Source organism: Fructilactobacillus ixorae, assembly GCF_024029915.1.
Taxonomy (GTDB): domain Bacteria; phylum Bacillota; class Bacilli; order Lactobacillales; family Lactobacillaceae; genus Fructilactobacillus; species Fructilactobacillus ixorae.
Genome location: NZ_CP097478.1, coordinates 246162 through 271705, shown reverse-complemented (window position 1 = coordinate 271705; position 25544 = coordinate 246162). Strand labels below are relative to the sequence as shown.

General features: G+C 46.8%; 21 protein-coding genes, 1 tRNA gene, 3 rRNA genes and 1 pseudogene. 3 read left to right on the top strand and 23 right to left on the bottom strand.

Features of this window, described 5'->3' with window-relative positions; all coding sequences use genetic code 11:
- Window positions 1–59 precede the first annotated feature (59 nt).
- On the top strand, window positions 60–2351 hold the full coding sequence (helD, locus tag M8332_RS01260; RefSeq protein ID WP_252780373.1) for an RNA polymerase recycling motor HelD: 2292 nt from the start codon (window positions 60–62) through the stop codon (window positions 2349–2351).
- 19 nt (window positions 2352–2370) lie between these two features.
- Here the strand turns inward: helD and M8332_RS01255 are convergent, their stop codons facing one another.
- The 5 genes and pseudogenes from M8332_RS01255 to M8332_RS01235 form a co-directional block, all read right to left on the bottom strand.
- Window positions 2371–3147, bottom strand: coding sequence for an ABC-2 family transporter protein (locus M8332_RS01255; RefSeq protein WP_252780372.1), 777 nt, complete (start codon window positions 3145–3147; stop codon window positions 2371–2373).
- Complete coding sequence (locus M8332_RS01250; protein WP_252780370.1) at window positions 3144–3917, bottom strand: ABC-2 family transporter protein; 774 nt, start codon at window positions 3915–3917, stop codon at window positions 3144–3146. Before M8332_RS01250 ends, M8332_RS01255 begins: the two co-directional genes overlap by 4 nt.
- Window positions 3914–4888: pseudogene (locus tag M8332_RS01245) on the bottom strand (ABC transporter ATP-binding protein). Before M8332_RS01245 ends, M8332_RS01250 begins: the two are co-directional and overlap by 4 nt.
- A gap of 157 nt (window positions 4889–5045) precedes the next feature.
- Window positions 5046–5453, bottom strand: a complete 408-nt coding sequence (mscL, locus tag M8332_RS01240; RefSeq protein ID WP_252780368.1) for a large-conductance mechanosensitive channel protein MscL — start codon at window positions 5451–5453, stop codon at window positions 5046–5048.
- A gap of 28 nt (window positions 5454–5481) precedes the next feature.
- A tRNA-Thr gene (locus M8332_RS01235) sits at window positions 5482–5554 on the bottom strand.
- Between the two features lie 99 nt (window positions 5555–5653).
- Between M8332_RS01235 and M8332_RS01230 the strand changes: the two genes are divergently transcribed.
- Window positions 5654–5794 carry a hypothetical protein gene (locus M8332_RS01230; RefSeq protein WP_252780367.1) on the top strand — a complete coding sequence of 47 codons (141 nt, stop codon included), beginning with the start codon at window positions 5654–5656 and terminating at the stop codon, window positions 5792–5794.
- A gap of 90 nt (window positions 5795–5884) precedes the next feature.
- Here M8332_RS01230 and rrf read toward each other — a convergent pair.
- From rrf to M8332_RS01190, 8 genes are all read right to left on the bottom strand, one after another.
- Window positions 5885–6001: ribosomal RNA gene (rrf, locus tag M8332_RS01225) — 5S ribosomal RNA — on the bottom strand.
- 69 nt (window positions 6002–6070) lie between these two features.
- Window positions 6071–8986 (bottom strand): 23S ribosomal RNA (locus M8332_RS01220).
- A 213-nt stretch (window positions 8987–9199) separates the two neighbouring features.
- Window positions 9200–10775 (bottom strand): 16S ribosomal RNA (locus tag M8332_RS01215).
- The 16S, 23S and 5S rRNA genes sit together here, the layout of an rRNA operon.
- A gap of 278 nt (window positions 10776–11053) precedes the next feature.
- Window positions 11054–11824, bottom strand: a complete 771-nt coding sequence (locus M8332_RS01210; protein ID WP_252780366.1) for a DUF4811 domain-containing protein — start codon at window positions 11822–11824, stop codon at window positions 11054–11056.
- Entirely contained in the window at window positions 11821–13287 is a 1467-nt protein-coding gene (locus tag M8332_RS01205; protein ID WP_252780365.1) for an MDR family MFS transporter, read from the bottom strand. The genes M8332_RS01210 and M8332_RS01205 overlap by 4 nt, the downstream gene beginning before the upstream one ends.
- A 146-nt stretch (window positions 13288–13433) precedes the next feature.
- A complete protein-coding gene (locus tag M8332_RS01200) occupies window positions 13434–14126 on the bottom strand; it encodes a 2,3-diphosphoglycerate-dependent phosphoglycerate mutase (protein WP_252749750.1) in 693 nt (230 codons plus the stop codon).
- Between the two features lie 43 nt (window positions 14127–14169).
- Window positions 14170–15240, bottom strand: coding sequence for an AI-2E family transporter (locus M8332_RS01195; RefSeq protein ID WP_252780364.1), 1071 nt, complete (start codon window positions 15238–15240; stop codon window positions 14170–14172).
- Between the two features lie 24 nt (window positions 15241–15264).
- On the bottom strand, window positions 15265–16230 hold the full coding sequence (locus tag M8332_RS01190; protein ID WP_252780363.1) for a hypothetical protein: 966 nt from the start codon (window positions 16228–16230) through the stop codon (window positions 15265–15267).
- A 147-nt stretch (window positions 16231–16377) separates the two neighbouring features.
- Here M8332_RS01190 and M8332_RS01185 point away from each other — a divergent pair, with 147 nt between their 5' ends.
- A complete protein-coding gene (locus M8332_RS01185) occupies window positions 16378–17565 on the top strand; it encodes an SAM-dependent methyltransferase (RefSeq protein ID WP_252780362.1) in 1188 nt (395 codons plus the stop codon).
- Window positions 17566–17632: 67 nt separating this feature from the next.
- Here M8332_RS01185 and M8332_RS01180 read toward each other — a convergent pair whose 3' ends face one another.
- The 10 genes from M8332_RS01180 to rsmG all read right to left on the bottom strand — a co-directional run bounded on the left by M8332_RS01180 (window position 17633) and on the right by rsmG (window position 25317).
- Entirely contained in the window at window positions 17633–17965 is a 333-nt protein-coding gene (locus M8332_RS01180) for an AzlD domain-containing protein (RefSeq protein ID WP_252780361.1), read from the bottom strand.
- Between the two features lie 17 nt (window positions 17966–17982).
- On the bottom strand, window positions 17983–18747 hold the full coding sequence (locus M8332_RS01175) for an AzlC family ABC transporter permease (protein ID WP_435370795.1): 765 nt from the start codon (window positions 18745–18747) through the stop codon (window positions 17983–17985).
- A 151-nt stretch (window positions 18748–18898) separates the two neighbouring features.
- Complete coding sequence (locus tag M8332_RS01170; protein ID WP_252780360.1) at window positions 18899–20056, bottom strand: sensor histidine kinase; 1158 nt, start codon at window positions 20054–20056, stop codon at window positions 18899–18901.
- 4 nt (window positions 20057–20060) lie between these two features.
- Window positions 20061–20747 carry a response regulator transcription factor gene (locus M8332_RS01165; protein WP_252780359.1) on the bottom strand — a complete coding sequence of 229 codons (687 nt, stop codon included), beginning with the start codon at window positions 20745–20747 and terminating at the stop codon, window positions 20061–20063.
- A 129-nt stretch (window positions 20748–20876) separates the two neighbouring features.
- On the bottom strand, window positions 20877–21608 hold the full coding sequence (locus M8332_RS01160; RefSeq protein WP_252780358.1) for a DUF1129 family protein: 732 nt from the start codon (window positions 21606–21608) through the stop codon (window positions 20877–20879).
- Window positions 21609–21616: 8 nt separating this feature from the next.
- Window positions 21617–22714: a redox-regulated ATPase YchF gene (gene ychF / locus M8332_RS01155; protein WP_252780357.1), complete on the bottom strand. Its 1098-nt coding sequence runs from the start codon at window positions 22712–22714 to the stop codon at window positions 21617–21619.
- 16 nt (window positions 22715–22730) lie between these two features.
- Window positions 22731–22919, bottom strand: coding sequence for a DUF951 domain-containing protein (locus tag M8332_RS01150; RefSeq protein ID WP_252749741.1), 189 nt, complete (start codon window positions 22917–22919; stop codon window positions 22731–22733).
- Window positions 22920–22930: 11 nt separating this feature from the next.
- On the bottom strand, window positions 22931–23818 hold the full coding sequence (locus M8332_RS01145; RefSeq protein ID WP_252780355.1) for a ParB/RepB/Spo0J family partition protein: 888 nt from the start codon (window positions 23816–23818) through the stop codon (window positions 22931–22933).
- Window positions 23808–24575 (bottom strand): ParA family protein, encoded by a 768-nt coding sequence (locus tag M8332_RS01140; protein ID WP_252780354.1) that lies wholly within the window; start codon window positions 24573–24575, stop codon window positions 23808–23810. The genes M8332_RS01145 and M8332_RS01140 overlap by 11 nt, the downstream gene beginning before the upstream one ends.
- Window positions 24576–24594: 19 nt before the next feature.
- Entirely contained in the window at window positions 24595–25317 is a 723-nt protein-coding gene (rsmG, locus tag M8332_RS01135) for a 16S rRNA (guanine(527)-N(7))-methyltransferase RsmG (RefSeq protein ID WP_252780353.1), read from the bottom strand.
- Window positions 25318–25544: the final 227 nt, after the last annotated feature.

Genomic DNA, 25544 nt, shown 5'->3' with positions numbered 1-25544 from the left:
ACACCATCGGGTTTTCCCCTTAGAATGATGAGCGATTGTTAAACGAAGGAGCATCAACCATGAATCCACAAGAAGAACAGGCCGAACGCCGACGGGTTACCCACGTGACGGACCTCCTTCACCACAAAATTAAACAGAGCCAAGCAGAGGTGGAAAAGGCCCGGGCGGAATCCGAACGGGTCCAGAAAAACTACGGCATCAACACGTCCGTTAACTACCTGGAAGCCGATGACCGGATTGAAACGAAGGCCGACTTGCAACAGCAACGAAACCTCGTGAACCGAACGGTCGAAAACGAAGCCATTGTCAAAAAGCAACTGGCCACCTACCAACAGCTGGCCCATTCGCCCTACTTCGGACGCATCGACGTTCAGGATCCGGGTGAACCCAGTTCTGAACCACTCTACATCGGCACGGCTTCTTTCATGGACGACCAGGGTGAGTTTTTGATTCACGACTGGCGGGCACCGATTTCCAGTGTGTACTATAACGGAACCCTGGGGACGGTGTCCTACCAAACCCCAAATGGGGAGCGCACCACCACGTTAACCCACAAGCGCCAGTTTAAAATTAAAGATGGTCAGATTTTGCACATGTTTGATACCAACGAAACCGTGGGTGATGAAATGTTGCAGGAAACGCTGGGAGGCAAAAGTTCCGAGCAACTGCAAAACATCGTGGCCACGATTCAGCGCGAACAAAATGACATCATCAGAGACGTCCGTAGTGATTTGTTGGTCGTTCAAGGGGTTGCCGGCTCGGGAAAAACCTCGGCCCTGCTCCAGCGCATCGCCTTTTTGCTGTACCACAGTCGCGATGACCTCAACGCCAACCAAATCCTGCTCTTTTCTCCCAACCTGTTATTTTCAAACTACATTAAGGAAGTTCTCCCGAGCCTTGGGGAACGTAACATGCGCCAAGTTACCTTACAGATTTTCTTTGCCCAACGACTAGAAGGTTTGCAAGTCCAGACGCGGTTTGAACGTTATGAACACGACCGCCACGTTTCCCCTGTGGCTGCCTTTAAAGCCAGTCAACCGTTTATGGACGCAATTAGTAGCTACCTCAAGCAGCTTTCGACCGACCAACTGCAGGTAGCCCCGTTGTACTTTCAAGGGGAGCTTTTCTTTGAACCAAGTGAAATTCGAACCATCTATGGTCACCTGAATCCCCGACTTCCGCTAGCTGATAAATTTTTGCGGACCAAGAATACCCTCATCAAACGGCTCAAAGCCCGCATTAAGGATGAACTGGGCGCAGAGTGGGTGTTAGATGCACTGGACGAACTATCTGAAGCGCAGTACCAGGCTTATCTCGGTGACACGGATCCCAGTCAATTTGCCGACTTTGAAGCAGAACAAACCTATGTTGCGCAAAAACTGGTCAAGGACCGTCTCCGAGTGGTGTATGATGCCATTTATAACGATCAATTTTGGGATGCCACCGCTCAGTACCTGGACTTTTTGCGACAGGTCGACCTCCCACCGGAAGTTACTGCCACTGACTGGAACCAGACCGTTCAGACCTTTCAAACCAACTTAGAGTATCACCGCCTGCAACTGGTGGATGCGGCTCCCCTGCTCTTTTTACGGGATCAATTTACCGGGGAAAATCACAACCACCGGATTAAATACCTCTTTGTTGATGAGGTCCAGGACTACTCCGTTGCAGAACTGATGTATCTAAAGCTTACTTTCCCACGGGCCAAGTTCAACTTGATTGGGGATAGCGAGCAAGCGCTGTTTAAGGACGTTGAAACGGCGGATGCCTTGTTAAAACGACTCCAAGCAGCCCTTCCCGTGCGTCATCCCCGGTTGATCAACTTAAACCGGTCCTATCGGTCTACCTATCCAATTACGACCCTGGCTAGTTGCATCCTTCCGGCGGGGGACCACATCGAGGCCTTTAACCGAGCGGGTGCCCTGCCAACCTACACGGAGGCTGGCGATGAACAACGCCTGTTAGCGACGGCTCAGCATATCATTACCAGTGAGTTAAGCCAGCATGAAACGGTCGCCATCATTACCAAAACCCAGGCAGAGGCCGAGCACGTCTACCAAGCTCTGCGGCATCAGTTTGACTGTTTGCTAGTCACTGACAAGGCCCGAACGCTCAATCAAGCGGTGGTAATTGTGCCCGTTTACCTGGCCAAGGGATTAGAATTTGACTCTGTCATCGCCTGGGACGTTTCTAACCATAACTTTCCAACCTCCCATGACCTTGGAATTTTATACACCATGATGACAAGAGCCATGCACCACTTAGCGTTATTGAGCGTGGGGCCCATCACGAATTTGATTCCAGACTCAGCTTTTGAACAATCATTACTAACAAAAAGAAGCACTTCATAATGAAGTGCTTCTTTACTAACTAATTTGCAGAAACGTAGTGAGCTGTTCCGCGGTGCCACAAACGACCAGAAATCAAAAGGAGCACCGCCGTCACAATTGCTAGCGCCATTAACATCTCGCTAGCAGTCCTCTGCTTCACGGTCGTAGTCACAATCCCGTTGGAAAGAGCTAGAACCGGGATCACCGTGAGCAAGATCAGTTGTAACCAGCGGGGATAAATCCGCAACGGACGACCAGCGGCTGCAATTAGATCCTCCGGCACGCCATTTAAAGCGGTCAGCTGATCATACCAAAAAGCCAATTCCACCACAATTTGGTTCAATGCAAATACAAACCAGACCCCGACAACGTAAATGGCAAAAACCAACCCCCACGCAGTCGGGGACAAATGGAAGGAAGCTAGGAGTCCTAACGTCACCGGTAGATAGACTAAGAGGTTTACGCCACTGGAAAAGTCTAACTGGCGTAGCGCATAGTACCAGTAGCTTGCGACTGGTCGAAAGAATAAGTAATCCAAATTCCCTGCCACTAAATCAGTTGCTAAGGATTCATGGGCACCAATAAACAAAAATTGATAGGTTGTCGTAATCGATGTCAAACTCATGATTAAAATTTCATATTGCAGAAAGGTTAGACCCCCAATTCGGTTTGCAAAGGAATAGTACACTAGGCCAGCGGCAACTTCAATGGTAGTGAACAGAAACCCAAATAACACCACTAAACTGGACGTCAGCCGGTAGGTTAAAAAAATTTTAAAGCTTTGCTGAACTAAGACCCAATATAACCGTAGACTCATACGCCGGCTCCTTCAAATCGGTGCAGTCCGCTGCGAAATAACCACCGACTCAGACCTAATAAGAACCCTAGCCAGACTAGCGTCATTCCTAGATAGCCGACAATTAACTGTGGCTGCCGGGGGCCTTGCAAAATGGACTGCACTAAATCACTGGAAACGAGGGCTAGTGGCGAACAGCGCAATCCCTGATAGGCCCAGTGTGGCAAGACATCGAGTGGAAATAAAATCCCGCCGGAAAACAAATATAGTGCACTAAGCAGCGGACGCAAGGGCCACATGTGGACTAGCCAAAAGGCTAAGGTGCCCAACAAAAACATGATTTGATGCCACAGCCCGATGCTAACCAGTGCGTACAGACAGAGGATTAGCATGCTGCCTTTATTGCCCGCAGTCAAACTCATGATAAGAACCAATAACAAACCAATCAGCAATAGTTTCACCCCAACAAAATTACTCAAGCTCTCTAAATTTAAGTTGATGGGGCGTAGCAATAACGTACTAATTTTCCCGGTTTTAATCAATCGCGCTAAGCGAAACAGGGGTTCAAAGGTTAACAATATCGCTAATAACCCCGTCAGGATTAAGTACTGCATCATGTGGAGTTGCGAATAACCGTGAATCGTCGTTTTTTCCGTAGCTGCGTACAGGGACCGCCACATCAGCAACGACAATCCCACCTGCAATAACCGAGCTAGCAGCGCGATGAGGAAATTGGAGCGATAGACAAGCGTCGTCTGAAACCCCAAGCTGATGTTACTGACGTACTTCATTGGTTATCATCCCCCTGTCTTTTGAACATGGCGTACACCGCGTCCTCTAATGACGGTTGTTCCACCTGCAACTGTACTAATGACTTAGTCTTAAAGGTAATGGTACTGGCATCCGTTTCTGCATGAACCACGGTGTGATCAGGTGCTGACGTTACCCCGGTTTGATGTGTCGCTACAATCGCATGCTCTGGAACGTTTTTCAAAATGAGTGCGGGTTGTGGCGCTTGCACCGTGCGCATTAAGTTTTCCATGGACCCATCAAACTGAATTTGGCCGTCTAGCAATACCAAAATTCGGTTAGCCACGGCTTCAATGTCGTTAAGTTGATGACTAATTAACAAAATAGTAACATGGTTTTCCTGATTAAGTTGATTTAAAAAGGCATAAAATTCCCGCTGACTGAGAATATCCATCCCTAATGTTGGTTCATCTAAAATCAGTAGTTCCGGGCCGTGCAGCAACGTCGCAATTAACTCTAATTTGGTGCGTTCTCCTAACGATAATTTACGCACTGGAACCTGCAAAACGGCCTGCAGGTGAAACATTTGCACGTACTTTTTCAATCGCGTTTGATAGCTCGTAGAATCGACCCGATAAATCGTTTTTAACAGTTTAAAGGTATCTAACGCCGGTAAATCCCAGTTTAGTTGACTCTTTTGTCACATCATGACGCCGATTCGCTGTAAAAAGTCGTTATCATTGGGGGTCGGTCGCGTTCCTGCAACCCATAACTGGTTCGTATCCGCTTGCAAAATACCGGTGAGTAACTTAATTAATGTCGATTTACCGGCCCCGTTCGGCCCTAGTAATCCCACTTTTTCTCCCTGTTTAATCGAAAAAGTAACGTCAGTCAGAACCCGTTTTGATCGATAGTGACGGTTAAAGAAATCTTTCAGGTTATTTTTAAAGCCTAACTGCTTTTCAAACAAGCGGTATTCGTAGGTAAGGTGCTTGGTTTCAATGTATGTCATCAAAAATTCCTCTCGAAGTAATTTACAGACCAGTGGATTCAGTGTGGTGCTGGTTGTTCTGCAAAATAACTTGTAAGGATTATAAAGCTAAAATTAACTAAAAACAACAATAAAAAAGTGACCGGACTCATTCAAGCTGAATCCGGTCACTTCTTGCTTATTTAGAATTTTTCGTTGCTGTATCGGTCGAACTAGATTGACCTTGTTCCTGTTTCAATAGGGTCACAATCTCTGCCAAATACTGTTCGCTCTTTGGCGTGGACTTCTTTTGCTCTTGCCGTAAGCGCATTTTCCCTAAAATTTTCACAATCATGAAAACCACAAAGGCAATAATAAAGAAGTTAATGACCGCGTTTAAGAATACTCCGTAGCGAAAGGTCGCGCCCCCAATTTTAAACGAGAGGGAGGACAAATCGATGTTTCCAATGAACAAACCAATTAGCGGATTTAAAATATTTTTGACTAACGAACTGACGATTCCCGTAAAAGCCGAGCCGATGATAACCCCGACGGCCATGTCAATCACGTTCCCCTTAGAAATGAAGGCTTTGAATTCCTTTAGCATGGTCATGTACTCCTTTCACCTAATTATAAGCCGCATCCGGGATTCGAACCCGGAGTCTTTTCCTTACCATGGAAGTGCTCTACCTATTGAGCTAAAGCGGCATTCATATTTTAACATATTCAGCACTGAATGCGATTTTAGATTGCAATTAGCGCCATTAATGCTTAAAATGATACCAAACTAATAAAGGAGTGATAACCATGGCTGATTTTGACAAATTAAAACAAAGTGCTTCCGAAGCTTTTAACAAAGTAAAAGACGGCGCTAAAGATGTTGTTGATGACACAAAGAAGGCTTCGAAAGAAGCTATCGATAAAGTAAAAGACAAAATCGATAAATAAATACCATCAATGAGGATTTGTATGTACAGATCCTCTTTTTTTGTTTAAAAAAAGACGCCTTCGAATTACTTCGAAAGCGCCTGTTAGTTGGCGTGGCAACGTCCTATCCTCGCAGGAGGCGATCCCCCAACTACTTTTGGCGTGCTAAAGCTTAACTACTGTGTTCGGCATGGGAACAGGTGTATCCTTTAGGCTATCGCCACCACACGACTGAGTGAACTTCGTTCCCTCAAAACTAGCTAATATTATTTCCTGCTGAGTCACCATTGCACTTCCTTGGTTAAGTCCTCGACTGATTAGTATTAGTCCGCTTCACGTATCACTACGCTTCCACTTCTAACCTATCGACCTGATCATCTTTCAGGAGTCTTACTTCCATATAGGAATGGGAAATCTCATCTTGAGGCGAGTTTCACACTTAGATGCTTTCAGCGTTTATCTCATCCATACATAGCTACTCAGCAATGCGCCGGGCGGCGCAACTGATACACCAGCGGTATGTCCATCCCGGTCCTCTCGTACTAGGGACAGCTCCTCGCAAATTTCCTGCGCCCGCGACGGATAGGGACCGAACTGTCTCACGACGTTCTGAACCCAGCTCGCGTACCGCTTTAATGGGCGAACAGCCCAACCCTTGGGACCAACTACAGCCCCAGGATGCGATGAGCCGACATCGAGGTGCCAAACCTCCCCGTCGATGTGAACTCTTGGGGGAGATAAGCCTGTTATCCCCAGGGTAGCTTTTATCCGTTGAGCGATGGCCCTTCCATACGGTACCACCGGATCACTAAGTCCGACTTTCGTCCCTGCTCGACTAGTCAGTCTCGCAGTCAAGCTTGCTTCTGCCTTTACACTTACAGAATGATTTCCAACCATTCTAAGCAAACCTTTGAGCGCCTCCGTTACTATTTAGGAGGCGACCGCCCCAGTCAAACTGCCAACCAGACACTGTCTCCGAGCACGCTAAGTGCTCAGGGTTAGAGTGTTCACATAGCCAGGGTAGTATCCCACGGGTGCCTCCACCGAGACTAGCGTCCCGGTTTCAATGGCTCCTACCTATCCTGTACAAGCTATGTAAACACCCAATATCAAGCTACAGTAAAGCTCCATGGGGTCTTTCCGTCCTGTCGCGGGTAACCTGCTTCTTCACAGGTATCTTAATTTCACCGAGTCTCTCGTTGAGACAGTACTCAAATCGTTACGCCTTTCGTGCGGGTCGGAACTTACCCGACAAGGAATTTCGCTACCTTAGGACCGTTATAGTTACGGCCGCCGTTTACTGGGGCTTCATTTCGAGGCGTCGCCGAAGCTAACCTTTCCACTTAACCTTCCAGCACCGGGCAGGCGTCAGCCCATATACTTCATCTTACGATTTTGCATAAACCTGTGTTTTTGATAAACAGTCGTTTGAGTCTCTTCACTGCGGCTGACCTGACGGTCAGCACCCCTTCTTCCGAAGTTACGGGGTCATTTTGCCGAGTTCCTTAACGAGAGTTCTCTCGCTCACCTGAGGATACTCTCCTCGACTACCTGTGTCGGTTTGCGGTACGGGTAGTTAATTACTAACTAGAAGCTTTTCTCGGCAGCGTGACATCGGTTCCTTCTCTACTTTAATTTCGATCCTCATCATCGCTTGTCAACCCGGTCAGAAGCATTTCACTCCTCACCTGACTTACGATTTGAACATACCTTTCCAATCGTATGCTAAACCTAGCCTTCTGCGTCCCTCCATCGTTCCAACATAATTAACTAGTACAGGAATCTCAACCTGTTATCCATCGCCTACGCTTCTCAGCCTCGGCTTAGGTCCCGACTAACCCTGGGAGGACGAGCCTTCCCCAGGAAACCTTAGTCATTCGGTGGATCAGATTCTCACTGATCTTTCGCTACTCATACCGGCATTCTCACTTCTAAGCGCTCCAACAGTCCTTCCGGTCTGCCTTCATCGCCCTTAGAACGCTCTCCTATCACGCAACGTAGTTGCGTCCGCAGTCTCGGTAAGATGCTTAGCCCCGGTAAATTTTCGGCGCAGAATCACTCGACTAGTGAGCTATTACGCACTCTTTAAATGGTGGCTGCTTCTGAGCCAACATCCTAGTTGTCTAAGCAACTCCACTTCCTTTTCCACTTAGCATCTATTTAGGGACCTTAACTGGCGGTCTGGGCTGTCCCCCTTTCGACGATGGATCTTATCACTCATCGTCTGACTCCCGGACATAAATCAATGGTATTCGGAGTTTATCTGAACTCAGTAATCCAAGACGGACCCCTCGCTCAAACAGTGGCTCTACCTCCATGATTCTAATTCCGAGGCTAGCCCTAAAGCTATTTCGGAGAGAACCAGCTATCTCCAAGTTCGTTTGGAATTTCACCGCTATCCACACCTCATCCCAGCACTTTTCAACGTACACGGGTTCGGACCTCCGGTGCGTATTACCGCACTTTCATCCTGGACATGGATAGATCACCTGGTTTCGGGTCTACGGCAACATACTAATTCGCCCGCTTAAGACTCGCTTTCGCTACGGCTCCGCTTCTTCGGCTTAACCTTGCATGCAACTGTAACTCGCCGGTTCATTCTACAAGAGGCACGCTATCACCCATAAACGGGCTCTAACTGCTTGTAGGCACATGGTTGCAGGAACTATTTCACTCCCCTTCCGGGGTGCTTTTCACCTTTCCCTCACGGTACTGGTTCACTATCGGTCACTAGGGAGTATTTAGCCTTGGGAGATGGTCCTCCCGGATTCCGACGCCGTTTCACGTGTGGCGCCGTACTCAGGATCCTGAACTGAGGGAATTCAATTTCGCTTACGAGACTATCACTCTCTTTGGTGCAGCTTCCCAACTGCTTCAGCTATCAAATTCTTTTGTAACTCAAATGTTCAGTCCTACAACCCCGAACCACGAAGGTTCGGTTTGGGCTATTCCCAGTTCGCTCGCCGCTACTATGGGAATCGAAATTTCTTTATCTTCCTGTGGGTACTTAGATGTTTCAGTTCCCCACGTCTACCTCTCCGCAGCTATGAATTCACTACGCAGTGATTAGTCATGACACTAATCGAGTTTCCTCATTCGGAAATCTCCGGATCACAGCTTACTTACAGCTCCCCGAAGCATATCGGTGTTAGTTCCGTCCTTCATCGGCTCCTAGTACCAAGGCATTCACCATGCGCCCTTCTTAACTTAACCTATAATCCTACGGATTATAAATCATTGAGTTTAGCGATCAAACACATTAAAAAACTCAAATTACACAATGGTTGTTCTCGGTTGAAATTATATTAACAATATAATTCTTACAGAAAATAATATTATCTAGTTTTCAAAGAACGAAAGTTGAGAGTAATCCTCTCAAAACTAAACAAGACTTTGATCGGTGTAAGGTTCCGTATTATTCCTTAGAAAGGAGGTGATCCAGCCGCAGGTTCTCCTACGGCTACCTTGTTACGACTTCACCCTAATCATCTGTCCCACCTTAGGCGGCGGACTCCTAACGGTTATCCAACCGACTTTGGGTGTTACAAACTCTCATGGTGTGACGGGCGGTGTGTACAAGACCCGGGAACGTATTCACCGTGGCATGCTGATCCACGATTACTAGCGATTCCAACTTCATGCAGGCGAGTTGCAGCCTGCAATCCGAACTGAGAACGGCTTTAAGAGATTAGCTTGACCTCGCGGTTTCGCAACTCGTTGTACCGTCCATTGTAGCACGTGTGTAGCCCAGGTCATAAGGGGCATGATGATTTGACGTCATCCCCACCTTCCTCCGGTTTATCACCGGCAGTCTCTCTAGAGTGCCCAACTGAATGCTGGCAACTAAAGACAAGGGTTGCGCTCGTTGCGGGACTTAACCCAACATCTCACGACACGAGCTGACGACAACCATGCACCACCTGTCATTCTGCCCCCGAAGGGGACACCTAATCTCTTAGGCTAACAGAAGATGTCAAGACCTGGTAAGGTTCTTCGCGTAGCATCGAATTAAACCACATGCTCCACCGCTTGTGCGGGTCCCCGTCAATTCCTTTGAGTTTCAACCTTGCGGTCGTACTCCCCAGGCGGAATGCTTAATGCGTTAGCTCCGGCACTGAGAGGCGGAAACCTCCCAACACCTAGCATTCATCGTTTACGGCATGGACTACCAGGGTATCTAATCCTGTTTGCTACCCATGCTTTCGAGCCTCAGCGTCAGATGCAGACTAGACAGCCGCCTTCGCCACTGGTGTTCCTTCATATATCTACGCATTTCACCGCTACACATGAAGTTCCACTGTCCTCTTCTGCACTCAAGTTTCCCAGTTTCCGATGCACTTCTTCGGTTAAGCCGAAGGCTTTCACATCAGACTTAAAAAACCGCCTGCGCTCGCTTTACGCCCAATAAATCCGGACAACGTTTGCCACCTACGTATTACCGCGGCTGCTGGCACGTAGTTAGCCGTGACTTTCTGGTTAGATACCGTCACGCCGTGAGCAGTTGCTCTCACAGTCGTTCTTCTCTAACAACAGAGTTTTACGAGCCGAAACCCTTCTTCACTCACGCGGCGTTGCTCCATCAGACTTGCGTCCATTGTGGAAGATTCCCTACTGCTGCCTCCCGTAGGAGTATGGGCCGTGTCTCAGTCCCATTGTGGCAGATTACCCTCTCAGGTCTGCTACGTATCATCGCCTTGGTGAGCTATTATCTCACCAACTAGCTAATACGCCGCGGGTCCATCCAAAAGCACTAGCACCAAGGCCAGCTTTCAAACTAAAACCATGTGGTTTTAGTTGTTATACGGTATTAGCATCTGTTTCCAGGTGTTATCCCCTACTTCTGGGCAGGTTACCCACGTGTTACTCACCAGTTCGCCACTCGGTCCGATCTAAAATCCAACCCGTGCAAGCACGGTTTGTCAATTAGGAGACCGCGTTCGACTTGCATGTATTAGGCACGCCGCCAACGTTCGTCCTGAGCCAGGATCAAACTCTCATTTTAAATGAGAACTTTACTAGCTCTCCTTGATTTGTTGCTTTAAGCGAATTGACTTCGCAATTGTTTAATTTTTAAACTCACGTTTAAAAATTCCTTACACTTTTGTAATCAAAATCTTGTTCAGTTTTCAAAGAACTACTTTTGCACTACTCTTGAGTGCATAAATAATCATATCTCGATCTAAGCCCAAAGTCAACCATAATTTTAAATTTTAATAATGAAAAGCACCACCTTCGTTGCCCAAACAAAAAAGCCCTCAATTCCTTGAGAACTTTTGTCAGTTATTTTAAATGCATGGATTGTGCAACTTGTTCAGCCAGTTGGCGTTGGGCCTGTTGTTTTAACTGTTGCTTAAACTCAGTTTGCCACTTCTTCATTAGTTGTTGACGTTGCTGGTCTGAAAGTTGCGGGTGTTTTTGCAACTCAGCCGCTAATTTACCCTGCACATATTGTTGGGCTTGTTGCTGAACTGCCCTTTGCGTCGCGGGATTTTGTTGTTGCTTTTGTAAGCCAGCGGCTGCCTGTTGCATCCGCTGACCAAATTCTTTCGCCTGTTTGGGCGTCATGACAAGGTAATCTTGCGCCACGTAAAAGGTATTGGTCCGTTTAATAAAGGTTTCCTTTTGCGCCAACCCAAATAAAAGCCGGTAAAAATCATTCTTATAGACCCACTCTTGCTTTTGGATTACTAAGCGATTCTCGGTCCCTTGATGATGAATCACGTTGTGCGTCTGCACCGCGGGAGTCGTTGTCGGTTTCTTTTGACTAGCAGTTCGCTTGTAAATCACAACCTGTTCGTTCCCCTGCTTACCTAGCTTTTGGTATAACACCATGTTAAGTTGCCGGTTAACCGAGGTAAACGATTGCGTCGTTGTAACCGTCGCTTTTTTCATTCCCCAGTGGTAGTGAAAATTCCCGATGATACTCAAAACGGTCACAACTACTAAGAATCCAGCTACACAACCCGTCAAGTTGGCAACCTTATGATTCGGAATTAAATTAAAACACAGGAAAAACGCAAGAACCGTTCCAATTAAAATCACAAAAATCATTCTTCGTCTCCCCCTTTCTTCACCGGACCCTTTTTCAACACAAAGGCCACGATGAAGGCAATCACAGAAATCAGAAAGGCAATTCCAAAGGCGGCGGTATACCCCTTCAAGGTTGCCGAAATAGCTAAATCACGAAAATGAATCGGATCATTGACCTTTAAGGTGCCACTAGGCATGTTATTTTTAGTAACGTTCGATAAAATCGAAACCATGACCGCCGTCGCAATTGAACCACAAATTTGCCGAATCGTGTTGTTAACGGCCGTTCCGTGTCCCATCATTTGAACTGGCAAAGCGTTCATTCCGGAAGTGGTAACCGGCATCATCACCATGGCAATCCCAAACATTCGAACTCCATAAAGGACCGTAATGTAAGCATTGGAAGTGTCTTCGGTTAAAAATATAAACGGAAAAGTGCCTACGGAAAGTAAGAACAGTCCACAAATAGCTAAGCGCCGGGCCCCAAATTTATCAAACAAAATTCCCGTAATGGGGCTCATTAGTCCCATCATCAGGGCTCCTCCTAACAGCGTTAGTCCGGAATGAAAAGCCGTCATTCCCTTAACAATCTGCAAGTAAAGGGGCAGTACCATTTCGACCCCGATCATTGCCATGAAGGCAATGGAGGCCAGGGAAGTTGAGACACTAAATTCAAATGATTTTAAGACCCGTAAATCCAGGAACGGATTCTTCAGGTGTAGTTGCCGCCAAACGAAGATGGCAATAAAAAATGCCCCGATCAATAGCGACCAAATTACCATAGGACTTCCCCAGCCGTCGTTTCCAACGCTGGAGAACCCATACAGGGCGAAACCAAATCCAATGGTTGAGAGAATTAACGAAATGTAATCCAACTTCGATTTGTGCGTTGGTAACACGGGTTTAATGAAGAATAATCCCGCGATTAACACAAACGCTGCAATTGGAATTAATAATTCAAAAATCAGTCGCCAGGAGTAATTGTCAATGATCCAACCGGACAAGGTCGGACCAATCGCCGGAGCCAATCCAATGACAATTCCTCCCATTCCGAGCGCCGCTCCCCGTTCGTTGGCCGGGAAAATGGAGAGGAGAATCGTTTGCATCAACGGCATAATGACTCCCACCCCCACGGCTTGAATGAGTCGAGCAATGAATAACACGCTAAAGGTTGGCGCAAAGGCCGCTAAAATGGTCCCAATTTCAAAAATTAGCATCGCACCTAAATACAACCACTTAGTGTTCATTCTTCCCGTCAGCCACGCACTCACTGGAATTAAAATTCCGTTTACCATCATAAATCCGGTGGTTAACCATTGAACGGTCGAAGTGCTAACGTGAAACGCCTGCATCAACGTTGGAAAGGCCGTTCCCAAAATGGTTTGGTTTAAAACGGCGACAAACGCACCCACCAATAAGATGAGCACAAAGATTGTTCGATTATACGGGCGTCCGTTCGCATCAACGGTTTGTTTTTCGCTCATTGAAATCCCTCCAGTTTTTTAAAGTCTACCAGTTACTATACGAGCATCAATTTTGCTTGTCAAGTAATCTAACAATTAAGCTGGCCACAAAAAAAGATCGCTAAGTCCAATAGCGATCTTTTGCAATTTCAAAAGGCAAGAATGCTTTATTCCCCTAATTTTTGCTTGCTAACCACGTTCAAGTTGGAATCAATGTCATACACAATTGGTTCCCCAGTAGCAATTTCAACATCCATAATATCTGCATCAGAGATGTTTTCAATGTACTTAGTTAAAGCCCGGAGTGAGTTCCCGTGCGCTGCAATAATTACGTTTTTATTATCTAATAACTTCGGCGCAATGTGATCCTGCCAGAAGGGAATGACCCGTTCCAAGGTCGTCTTCAAGTTTTCCCCAGCTGGAATGGACCGTGGATCCAAATCAGCGTAGCGACGATCTTTCGTAGCAGAGCCTTCGTCATCAGCACTCAACAAGGGAGGCAAGACGTCGTAAGACCGGCGCCAGATGTGAACTTGTTCGTCTCCATACTTTTCGGCAGCCTTAGCCTTATTTTTCCCCTGTAAATCACCATAGTGCCGTTCGTTTAAGCGCCAGGTTTTCATTTCGGGGATCCAAAGTTGGTCGCTTTCATCTAAAGCGTAGTGTAAGGTCTTAATGGCCCGCTTCAAAACAGAAGTATATGCTTGGTCAAATTCTAACCCAGCTGCCGCAATCAATTTTCCGGCGTTTTGTGCTTGCTTGACTCCCTCTTCACTTAGGTCAACGTCTACCCAACCAGTAAACTTGTTTGCTAAGTTCCATTCACTTTGTCCGTGTCGAATTAAACATAATTTAGCCATTAGCTTAAACCTCTTTCATTAATTAGTTCGCTTTCATCATACATCACTTTGTTGCGTTTTTTAAGTCCTTTTTCTTTAGCTTGGGCTTCCGCAACCGGGGCCGATCGACCTTTTGCACTCCAAATACATCTAAGAAGAAGGTAAAGACCGGGACCGCGACGATTAAGCCCCAGGTTCCCCAGAAGTGTTCACCAATTAACAAGACCACAAAGGTATAGAAAATTGGCAGTTCGGTCTTTGATGACATAAACTTCGGGTTCAGGACGTAGGCTTCCAACATGTGTACCACCGCGATGATGATAATCACGTAAATCACGTACCGGATGCCACCGACCGTATAGGCCGAAATCGACAGCGGGATTAACGATAAAATAACCCCCGCCACTGGGACCAAACTTAATAGGAAAATCATGATGGCAAAAATCACCAGTTGTGGCATGCCCAAGATGGCCAGACAGCTAGTCGTTAGCACCGTGTTACAGATGGCAATGAAAAACTGGGCTTCCAATACCACCCCAAAGGTTTTAACGAAGATGTTACCAAAGTAGGCCACGTCTTGGAAAAACCAGCCGAAGGTGCTACTTAAAAACTTCTTGGAAAATTCCTTGGTCTGCTTGAGTTCTAGGGTAAAGAAGAAGCTCAACAGTAAGGAGATAAACATCGAAAACCCAATGTTACCTGCACTCGTCACGTAATCTAAGATGACACCCATACTATCCTTCAACTGTTTAGGAACGTTGACTGTCTTGATTAAATTAACGACCGCATCGCGCACTTGCGGATTTTCAATTGTATGGGGGCGCTGGTAAAACTTGTACAGCACCTTCGAATATTCGATCCCCTGCTCCACAATCGTAGGCAGATACAGGACCGCAATCACAACAATCGAACCAACAATTAACAAGTACAACCCAATCACCAGCAGTGGCGTGGGAATTCGCACGCGGTTTCGAACCCACAACACCGCTTTCGTGACTAGCAAGGTAAAAATGAAGGTTAACAAAATGGTGGTGATCATTTCCCGGCAAACGTAAATCAACCCAATTAACAGCATTAAGACGACGGCGCGCCGTAACTGCACGTTTTTTAAAAAATTTTGCCAATGAGTCTCCATCTTAATTTATCTCCATCTGTTTAATTAGTTAAACCGGTTGCTGTACTCGCCGGGGTTCGTGTAAACATTGTACGGATCGTTGTTAGGCGTGTAATTGTTGGGATCAGTTGTTCCAGCATTGTTAGCATTCCCATTGTTATTCGAGTTGTCTCCAGCCGTTGCGTTTGAACTGTTGCTCGTGTTCATATTTTGCCCCGTCGTTGGATCTACAAACCGGTTGGCGTATTCACCGGGGTTTTCATACACGTTAAAGTTGCTGGTGTTCGCAGTTGGGTTCGCTTTCTTCGTTGCGGCAACTGCGGAAGTGGCACTTTGGGCGTTGGCTTTCACTGCTGCCTGAGTTGAACTAACTTCATTAACCGCGTTGGTAACGCTCGTGCTTTGGTTTGGATCGATTGCCGAAGCTTGTTTAGCCTTTGTCGACATCTTCTTCAGTTCTTTGTCGTTCGACTTCTTCAGGTCCATAGCCTTGCGCTTAATGTCACGGTAGTAAGCTTGGTTGATCACCCGAGCTGTCAAAATGCCTTGGAGGGTTTGGTTCGAAGCATCGTACTTCTTATCATTGTGTTGCCGAACCGCTTCTTTGTAAATTTGTTTGAATAAGCCATCATTTTTAATGACTTCGTTCACAGTTTTAACCTTACTGTTCGCCCGTTTTACCATCAAATCCGAACCGTTTTTTTCGTTCTTAACGGCCATATAGGACTTCTTGGCGCTGGTAAATTCCTTATCCTTCATCTGGGTGTTTCCATCGATAAAGTGTTGGGTCTGGTTCAAGAGCGCGTTGGCTTCCTTAGAACCCGGTTTTTTATCGACTGCCATTTGAAAGTCATTCTTGGCTTCCGTATAGCTAGCGTCTTTTAGGGCCGTTTTCCCATTGCTAACGCTACTTGCGTATGCTTGAGTACTGTTCGTGTGCGCTGCGTAATACCAGCCTCCACCAACGGCAATAATCACAACCGCGATAAGCGCCCAAATCCATTTCTTCATTCTAATTACCTCCATAAACTTCCTTTACATTCGAGGTTCATTATATCATAGATATGAATTTGATTTCCGATTGCCACATTGGTTCCGGAAAAAAAGAAAAAAGCATATAATGGGAATGTATTTCACACGGAAAAGCGAGGTTAAACCATGTTAGAAAAAATGTTTTACAACGAATTTTTGAAACGCAGTTTTGCCGAACCAATTGAAGTTACTTTTTGGGACGGTAAAACAAAGAAGTACGGGAATGGGACCCCCAAAGCGCACATTACGATTCATAAGCCAATTCCAATTCGCGAGTTAAAGAAGAATGCATCGATTGCGCTCGGTGAGGCCTACATGAACGGCACGGTGGAAATCGACGGGAACCTAGAGGATCTCATTACCTCAGCTTATGCGGCAGCTGACAGCTTTTTCCGCAATAAAAAGTTTATCAAGTTCCTGCCCCATGCTTCCCACTCCGAAGCGGAAAGTAAAAAAGACGTTCAGGATCACTATGACATTGGTAACGACTTCTACCGACTCTGGCTAGATAAGACGATGACGTACTCCTGTGCCTACTTTGAAAAACCGACTGATTCACTGTACCAAGCCCAGGAAAACAAAATTCACCATATTATTAAAAAGCTGAACCCGCAACCGGGGCACACCCTACTGGACATTGGTTGTGGCTGGGGAACCTTGATGCTGACAGCTGCTAAGGAATACAACCTACGGGTAACTGGAGTAACGTTAAGTCAGGAACAATATGACTACGTAAAAGCCCAAATCAAAAAATACGGCTTGGAAAATCTTGCCGACGTCCGGCTTCAGGATTACCGCGAACTGCCAAAGGATGAACAATTCGATTACATCACTTCCGTGGGGATGTTTGAACACGTTGGAAAGGAAAATCTCGATGAGTACTTCAAAACGGTTAGCACTCACCTTAAAGACAACGGAAGTGCTCTAATCCATGGGATTACGCGGCAACAAGGCGGGGCAGTCAACGGGTGGATTAACAAGTGGATCTTCCCCGGTGGCTACATTCCTGGGTTAACCGAAAACATCCAACACATTGTCGATAACCGGATGCAAATCTATGACTTAGAATCGCTGCGGAGACACTACCAACGGACTTTGGAAGAATGGGATAAGAACTTCAACCGCGTTCGCTCTGAAGTAACCGAAATGTTTGATGAACAATTTGTCCGCATGTGGGATCTCTACCTGCAAGCCTGTGCAGCTTCCTTTAAATCTGGAAACATCGATGTCATGCAATACCTCATCACGAAGGGCCCATCCGGAGCATCGCTCCCAATGACTCGCGATTACATGGCTGACCATCACGACCACTAAGCCAAATCAAAAAGAGCTGAATTACATTCAGCTCTTTTTTGTTTGCTTTCGGTTGTTACTGACTAATCTAGAGTACAAACGTTAACGCAAAGACCAGCCCCAACCCGATAATGACCGAGAGGGCCATCGACCGGGTCCAAAACGCCACCGCGATCACCACAACGCTCGCAATCAACTCTGGTAACGAACCGGCCACGGAAAACGTATAGTTCTTAGTAATAAAGAGGTCTTTCACAACTAACGAGGTAAACAAACAAATGGGCACAAACTCCATCCACTCGTTAAACCACTTGGGAATTTGCCGTTTTCGAAAGAAAAACAAGGGGACAAACCGCGGGACTAATGCCACAAAGAAACATAGTATCACTAACAGAAAGTGTTGCATTCCGTTCCATTCCATAATCTGCGTCCTTCCGCTTACTCTTTGGGGGTTCCGGCTGGGTTCTTAAACATTTTAACCAGCCGACTCTTCTTCTGTTGCTTCGTGAGGTAATTGTCTGCTAAAAAGCCGACGAACGAAGCCACCAGCGTTGCAAATACTAGTCCTAAAGTGGACTTCGTTGTCACCAAGAAGAAGATTGCTAGTACGGCAGCTAAGCCCGCAATGATAATCTTCAAAAAGCTTTTAATCTGCATCACAATCATGAAGAGGAAGAGCGCCGTGAGGGCAAAGTGGACCACGGTCAAATCAATCGTAATCGCCGTCCCCACCAAACTACCGATTAAATTGCTGACGGTCCAAAACAGGAGGGACCAGTGCTCAATTTGTAAGGCATCTCGTTGGGTAAAATGCTTATCGGTCGAAAACTTTAGGTAGTTCACCGCGTAGTTTTCATCATTCATTGACCCGGAAAACAAAAGCAGGAACCATGTACTTTGCCCACGCAGATACTTCGATAAACTGGATCCGAGTAATGCATACCGTAATTCCAGGAAAAAAAGCATCAGCACAATAGTTAATAAGGGGGAATTGATGGTCAACATGGAGGCAATCAAAAATTGGGCTCCTCCAGAAAAAACCAATAACGAAACTAAAATTGTGTTAAACGTATTAAAGCCCGCGGCATGCAATAAAATCCCGCAGGCAATTCCGATTGGAATATAACTCACGTCTAATGGAAACGACGTGCGAAAGTTTTTCCGCCAAGCTGGTTCATTTGGATTTGGTACCACTTTAGTCAATTGAAATCCTCCAATAATGATTTCATGAAATCCTCGGTTTGTTGCACCGTACACTTAATTATATTGGATTTAGAATGAATAAAAAACCATTTTTGCACATTTTTTTCAATTAATTGTGAGAGATTAAGTAGTAAAAAAACCAGTTAACTTCCTAACTGGTTGTTGGGCTGGGTTGAATTGGTAACGTCACCGTAAATGTCGTCCACTGATTGTTAGAAGCAACCGTCACCTGCCCGCCCTGCCGACTGATAATCTCGCGGACAATCGCCAAGCCCAGTCCACTTCCACCCGTTTCCAGGTTTCTCGAACTTTCTTCGCGATAAAACCGGTTAAAGATCTTGCGCAGAACCTTTTTGGGAATGGCTTTACCATCATTTGCGACCTGAAACGTCACCGTCTCCGCTGGATCTTTACGGGCCGTAAGTACGATTTGCGTCCCATCGTTACCATACTTCAAAGCGTTTGTAATCAAGTTATTAAAAACCCGCCCCAGTAATTCGGCGTTCGCCACCATCGTGAGGTCTGGATTCAGGGGGTGCACCTTGATCTGCATCCCCTGTTTGTGCGCCTCTAACGCAAACGAAGTCTCTAACTGGGTCAACAACTGGTTGACGTCAATCTGATTCAGTTCCACCTGCTGGTCGCCTAGGTTGTTGGCCTGCGTGTACTCAAACAACCGGTCAACCAGTTTCTTCATCTGTTGGGCCTTTTCATAGGCAATGTGACAATACTTCCGTAGCTCGGCTTCAGTTTGGTACTGATGAGCTTCAATTAGTCCGAGATATCCGATGATGGACGTGAGCGGAGTCCGTAAATCATGGCTCACACTTGTCACCAGCTCATCCTTTGATTTTTCGATTCGGCGTTCGTCTTCGAGCGACTGAATCACATTTTCTACCAGCGTGTTAACACTATTTACCACCCGTTCGTTATCCCCCGTTAGGTGAAAGGGAATTTGGTGATCAAAGTGTCCGTTGGAAATGTAGTGCAGTTCGTCAATAATCCGACTAATCTGAATCCGGCGGTAAACCCGAATAATCCGCCACCAGACAATTACCGTATCTAAAAACACCATCAAAATCCAAAAGAGCCCTTCCCAACTAAGAAAATGTTGGTGCAGTGGCCCAACGGTGATCGATTGTTTAATGATGAAGATTCCGTCGTTGACCCCTTGGTTCGTACGAATGAAGTTCGTCAAAATGTTGCCGACTGCAACGTTAGCTAATAACAACAACACAATCGTCATGATGGTTTCAAACCACAGTTCGTTCTTTTCCCGATTAGTCAGTTTGAAATTCTCATTTGCCATTGCTTTAACCTTCAACCTTGTAACCCACTCCCCAAACCGTCTTAATTACATCCTGACCATTCGTAGCGGCCTCAATCTTGTCCCGCAGGTGACTCATGTGCACCATCACAGTTTTCGCTGAGATCACGCTTTCCTGCTTCCACACCCGTTCAAAGATTTCATCGGCCGAAAAAACGCGGTTGGGATGACTGGCTAATAGGTATAAAATCCCAAACTCAATCGCCGTTAATTGAATCTTGGTTCCATCTTCCGTAACCACTTCGTGTGAATCACGATTAATCGTCAACATGTCAGCATGAATTGCTTCTGGCTCAGCGTTCTTCATCGCATTTTCACTTCGGCGTAACAACGAGTGGACCCGCGCCATGACTTCTAACGGATTGAAGGGTTTCGTGACATAGTCATCCGCACCGGTGGTCAAACCCTGGATCTTATCGAGGTCTTCCGTTTTCGCAGATAGCACGATGATTGGAATCTGGGAATCCTTGCGAACCTGGTTAATCACTTCCATCCCGTTAATGCCCGGCATCATGATGTCCAAAATGACTAACCCAATGTCTGATTCAGTATGCAGCTTGGAGAGGGCTGCTTCGCCGTCGTAAGCGGCGACCGGCTCAAACCCTTCGTTTTTAATGTAAATTTCTAATAACTGGGCAATTTCTTGATCGTCATCAACTACTAATATTTTCATCTGCTGAACCTCTTTTTCGTTGTTTTTGTTTAGTTTACCAAATCCAACTCCAAAAGAAAGAAATTTGGCTAAAGATAAGAAAAACTTAGCAAACAAAAAACGGTCCTCGCAAGAAAACCGTTTTCATGATTAGCGGCGACCCGCAAAGATCCCGCTCGTGATTTTGAAGCGTGACCGCATGTATAAAATTGCAACAACCCCGATTACACCAATCACAATGTTGACAATCGGGTTCACCACCGGGTTGATGATCCGAGGCAGGAGGTTAGAGCCATAAAAGACCAACATCCAGACCAAAAACATTACCGCCATCATTCCGGCCCGGACCAGCCAATGGTGCTTGTGCTGAACGTCTGGAGCAGAGAGCTGGGTTACAAAGGGCATTCCCAATCCTGCTACGATTGACGAAATCACAATACACGTAATCCCGGCTGCGCCGGCTCGATTAGTGGAAGCCGGCGCCATGAATGCTATTGCCCCATACATAAAATTAAAGAGAATCAGGAACCAGAGGAAGTTATACGTGGCATCCGTCAGGTACCGTTTCTTTGTCATCGGTCCAGCTGGTTCCTTAGGCGGATTCAACGTTACCTTCAGTTTTTCTGTGACCGTCCCATACAGATTTTTAGCAGTGGTGCCCCGTTTTTGGGCTGCTAAAATTTCCTGCAACATGGTCTGAATCAACTCAGCTCGTTGTTCTGCCGGATAGTTAGTATCAGCTAACGCTGCACTAAATTTCACCATGTACTCTTCGTTACGTTTGGTTAGCCCCCGGTTTGCAAATTCCGCGTACCGTTCCTTCTGACTCGATGGTCGTTGTTGTTGGACGTGGGCATTCCGTTTTTCCTTTTCAGTCGCCATAGTTCCTCCTACACGTTAAAGCGGAAGTTTACGATATCGCCATCCTGCATTACGTAGTCTTTTCCTTCAATTCTCAGTTTCCCAGCTTCCTTCACAGCTGCTTCACTTTCGTACTGGTCCAGATCAGCAAAGGACATGACCTCAGCCCGAATGAACCCCCGCTCAAAGTCGGAGTGAATGATCCCAGCGGCTTGGGGGGCTTTAGTGCCACGTAAAAAGGTCCACGCCTTGGTTTCCTTGCCCCCAGCGGTAAAGAAGGTTTCTAAGTCCAGCAGTTGGTAAGCTGCCCGAATCAACTTGTCGAGCCACGGTTCCGTTACCCCGGCGGCGGCTAAAAACTCCGCTTTATCATCGTCATCAAGTTCTGCAATTTCCTCTTCACTTTCAGCAGCGATCCCAATTGCTTCAGCCCCATGCGCAGCAGCGTATTGCTCCACTGCTTGAAAATAGGGATCCTGTTCGGGATGAGCCATCGATGCTTCACTCACGTTCGCTACGTATAGCACCGGTTTCGAAGTTAACAGGAACAAGCCCTTTACAAGCTTGGCCGCTTCTTCATCAAAATCAAGATCCCGCACGGCACCTCCGTTTTCTAACACTGGTTTGAGCTGATTGAGCACGTCCAGCTCTGCCTGGGCTTCTGCACTCCCCTTGGCAGCTCTCGTTACCTTACCAATTCGTTTGTTAACGGCTTCTAGATCCGCCAGGGTTAATTCTAAGTTGATGGTTTCAATGTCTGCAACGGGATCAACCTTGTCAGAAACGTGGGTGATGTTGTCATCATCAAACGCCCGAACCACGTGCACAATTGCGTCCACCTGCCGAATGTTTTCCAAGAATTGGTTTCCGAGGCCTTCCCCCCGGCTCGCTCCCTTAACAATCCCGGCAATATCGGTAAATTCAAAGGTGGTTGGCACCACCTTTTTCGCTGGAATTAGTTCCTGAATCCGATCCAACCGGTGGTCTGGGACTTCCACCATTCCGACGTTCGGATCAATGGTGGCAAACGGGTAGTTCGCCATCTCCGCCCCGGCCTTGGTAATGGCGTTAAATAGGGTCGACTTGCCGACGTTTGGCAACCCCACAATTCCCGCTGTTAATGACATCTCGATTCCTTCTTTCCTACTCTTCAGTGTGTTTGCTTAAAACTTTTTTCATCCGCTTTTCGAACTGTCTGCGTGGCATCATCACGATGTGACCACATCCCTGGCATTCCAGTTTAATGTCAGCCCCAACCCGAATGATTTCCCACCGGTTGGCACCACATGGATGGGCTTTTTTCATTTCAACCACATCATGTAAGTCATACATCCCAATTCCTCCTAATCTAGATGAACATCTAATAGGTCTAAAATCCGGTTTAAGTCGTCGTTTGACAGGTAATCAATTTCAATCTTGCCCCGCCCTGATTTCGGCCGACTTTCACTAATTGCCACCCGGGTCCCGAACTTATCTTGGAGCTGTTCCTCACCCGCGCGCAGGTAGGGCGACTTCCGGTTCCGTTTTGTTGCTTTGGGTTGCTGGGGATTCTTTTGGTTTAACCGTTCAATTTCTTTTTCGAGTTGCCGAACCGTGAGCGTCTTGGCAACGGCCTGCTGCGCTAACTGCACGAGTTCTTGCTTATTTTTCACGGCAAGCAAGGTCCGCGCTTGACCCATCGATAGCTGGCCCTTTTGTAACATTTCCTTTACGGGCAGCGGCAGGTTTAAGAGCCGTAGGTAGTTCGCGATGTACGGACGACTCTTCCCTAACCGTTTTGAAACCTGAGCCTGAGTGATATCTAGATTCGTCATCAGCATCTCGTAGGCCTTAGCTTCATCCAGCGGGTTCAAATCTTCCCGTTGTAAGTTTTCCATGACTGCGATTTCCATCATCTGGGCATCGGTCGCATCCCGAATAATCGCCGGAATGGTCGTCTTACCGGCGGCCTTTGAAGCCCGGAACCGCCGTTCTCCTGCGACAATTTCATAACTCGCCACGTGGGGGTTTGGTTGCCGGACAATGATCGGTTGAAAGACCCCTGAAACCTTAATGGAATTGGTTAAATCCTGCAAGGCCTTCTCATTAAACTTCTTCCGTGGCTGGTAAGGATTCGGTTGCAACTGTTGTAACTCCAGTTGTTGCACCGCTTCATCGTTTACGCTAATGTCGTTGCCATCAAAAAGGGCATCCAACCCCCGGCCGAGGCCCTTGCTGTTTTTACTTATCATTGGCCGCCAATACCTCCTTGGTTAGTTCTAGATAAACCTGTGCACCCTTTGAACTGGGATCATAGTCAATAATCGGCAACCCATGACTAGGCGCTTCCGACAGGCGAACGTTTCTGGGAATGACCGTTGCATATACCTTATCCTTAAAAAATTTTCGGACTTCTGCATTCACCTGTGCACCGAGCTTCGTGCGGGCATCGTACATCGTGAGTAACACGCCCTCAATGTACAAATTCGGATTAAAGTGCTTTTGAACCAGTTGAACGGTATTCAAAAGCTGGCTCAGCCCTTCTAGGGCATAGTATTCGCTTTGCACGGGGATTAAGATTGAATCACTCGCCGTAAAGGCGTTAATGGTAATCAAACCCAGCGATGGTGGACAATCAATCAGTACGAAGTCGTACTGGTCGTCAACTGCGCCAAGGGCATTTTTCAGTCGGGTTTCCCGGGCCATTTGGGGGGTTAATTCAATTTCTGCCCCGGACAACTGAATCGTCGCCGGGACAATATCCAAACCGGGATGTTGACTGTGCATGATGACGGACGTCAACGGTTCCTCATTGACCAAAACATCGTACACGTCGTGTTGGATGGCTTGCTTGCTAATTCCCACCCCACTCGTGGCATTGCCTTGGGCATCGGAATCTATGATCAAAACGCGTTGTCCTTCACTTGCTAAATCTGCTCCCAAATTAACGGCCGTGGTTGTTTTGCCAACCCCACCCTTTTGGTTTGCTAACGCAATAATGTGTGCCATCTGGTAACCTCCTTGTTGGTTATTGAATCGGTTCCTTGTTAGGTGTTCCAGCTTTGCGGGGATACTTGCTCGGAGTCTGCTTTACTTTTTCAATGACAATAATGTGACGTTCTTCGTGGCTCTCCGGCAACGTAAACGAATTGTCTTCAGTGACCTTCCCGCCTAACACGTGGATTGCTTTGGTGGCCGCTGCTAATTCTGCTTCCGCCTTCGCCGCCTTCAGGGCAATTAGTGCGCCCCCGACTTTAACGAGTGGCAGACACAGTTCACTCATCACCTGCAACCGGGCGAGCGCGCGGGCAGTCGCATAATCAAATTGCCCGCGATCAGGCGACCGGCGTCCGCCAAACTCTTCTGCGCGGGCGTGGACCAGCCGCACGTCAGTCAGGCCGAGTCGCTCGACTAACTGCTGTAAAAAGACAATTCGCTTATTTAAAGAATCAACGATGGTTACCCGTAACGCCGGATTCAAAATTTTTAAGGGAATTGAAGGAAACCCCGCTCCCGCACCAACGTCAACTAACGTGGCATCAGTCCGCAACCCCGGCACGTAGAACACGGGGGTCAGTGAATCATAAAAATGTTTCAAATAAACGTCTGCTTCCGCCGTAATCGTCGTTAAATTAACCCGTTGGTTATATGCAACGAGTAACTGGAAGTAGTCGCGAAACTGGTCCAGTTGGTGGTCACTCAATTTAAATCCCTGCTCAGCCACGGCCTGTTGAAACTCTTCTGGCGTCATTAATAACTCCTAACTCCCACGCGGACGGGCACCCTGCTCCCGCCACCATTCAGCACTTGTGTAACTCTTATCATACTATACATTATAACGAAAAATTACCCATTTCGTTACAAAGAATAAAATTTTGCTACAGAAAACCAGGATTTGCTGTGCAGGATTCAGTTCCAAAAATATTCATGAATTTAGACAATGATTATTATGTAAATGTTATTCGTCTGTTTTTTAAA